The sequence below is a fragment of the Mycobacterium sp. VKM Ac-1816D genome, from assembly GCF_000416385.1.
GTDB lineage: Bacteria > Actinomycetota > Actinomycetes > Mycobacteriales > Mycobacteriaceae > Mycobacterium > Mycobacterium neoaurum_A.
The window spans coordinates 1-1597 of record NZ_AOHQ01000092.1 but is presented as its reverse complement, the minus strand read 5'-3'; the positions used below and the strand labels follow the sequence as shown (position 1 = coordinate 1597).

1 protein-coding gene is annotated in these 1597 nt (G+C 62.6%); it reads right to left on the bottom strand.

Translation table 11 applies throughout. The features are described 5' to 3' along the window. On the bottom strand, window positions 1–1530 hold a 1530-nt coding region (locus tag G154_RS00300; RefSeq protein ID WP_192817322.1), incomplete at its 3' end, for an amino acid adenylation domain-containing protein. Between the last annotated feature and the right edge of the window lie 67 nt (window positions 1531–1597).

The following is a 1597-nucleotide window of genomic DNA, read 5'->3' as shown; positions in this document are numbered from 1 at the left end:
GCTGCGTTGGTGGGTGGGTGCGGGTAAGGCTTTGCGGTCGAGTTTGGCGCTGGTGGTCAACGGCAGCGCATCGAGGTACTGGAAGTGCGCGGGCACCATGTACTCGGGCAACCGGGTGTGCAGCACCTGACGCAGATCAGCGATCAACGACGGCCCCGCATCCACGGCCACCAGATACGCGACAAGCTTCTTCTCACCGGGAACATCCTCACGATCGATGACCGCAACCTGATGCACCGCAGGATGTTCGGCGATCACCGTCTCGACCTCACCGAGCTCGACACGGAAACCACGGATCTTGACCTGCTGATCGATACGGCCCAGATACTCCAACTCACCACCGGCCCCACGCCGCGCCAGATCCCCACTGCGATACATCGGCCCACCATGGAACGGATCGGTCAAAAAACGCTGAGCAGTGAGCTCAGGACGATTCAAATACCCCGCCGCCACCCCGGCACCGGCGATATAGAGCTCACCGGGCACACCGATGGGCACCGGCCGACCCTGCTCATCGAGCAGATAGATCCGGATATCGGGCAACGGCGCCCCGATCACACTGCCCACACCCGCAGCCAGATCAGCCCCGGTGATCCGCCGGCAGGTCACATACAACGTCGCCTCGGTGGGCCCGTACATATTGATGACCTGCGGACTGTCATCACCGTAACGCTCGAACCAGGGCGCCAAACTCGCCAACTGCAATGCCTCACCGCACAACAACACATAACGCAACGCAAACCCAGCACGCGGGGCAACCCGATCGACATCGATGAACGCACAAAACCCGGTCGGCGTCTGACTGAGCACACTGACCCGTTCACGCTCCACCAACCCACGAAACGCCGCCGGATCACGACTGGTGTCATGATCGACCACCACCAGCCGGCCCCCGACCAGCAACGCCCCCCACAACTCCGACACCGAGATGTCAAACGAATACGAATGCCACAACGTCCACACATCATCGGGCCCGAAACCAAACCGCTCAATCGTGGTCTCGAACAGCCGCAACACATTACGGTGAGTCACCCGCACACCCTTGGGCTGACCAGTCGAACCCGAGGTATACATCACATACGCCAGATCCCCACCGCGACCCTGCACCGCCGGCGACACAGAACCGCAACCCACCACCGGCAACGGCTCATCAAGACACACACACCGCACCGACAACCCACCCAGTTCCCCCACCACACCACGCTGGGTCAACACCACCCCCACCCCGGCATCAGCGAGCATGAACCCCACCCGCTCCACCGGATACAACGGATCCAACGGCAGATAAGCCGCCCCCACCTTCAAAATCCCCAGAATCCCCACCACCACATCAACACCACGGGCAACCCGAAGACCCACCACCGCACCGGCACCCACACCCAACCCACGCAGACACCCCGCCACCGCCTCAGCCCGACAGTCAAGCTCGGCATAACTCAACTCCACCCGACCACCCACACCATCAGCACACACCGCCACCGCATCCGGACGCGCCGCCACCTGACGCGCAAAACCCGCATGCAACGTCACATCCCGAGGCACCACCACCGGAACCCCACCATCACCCACCAACACCACACGCTCACCCACACTCAGC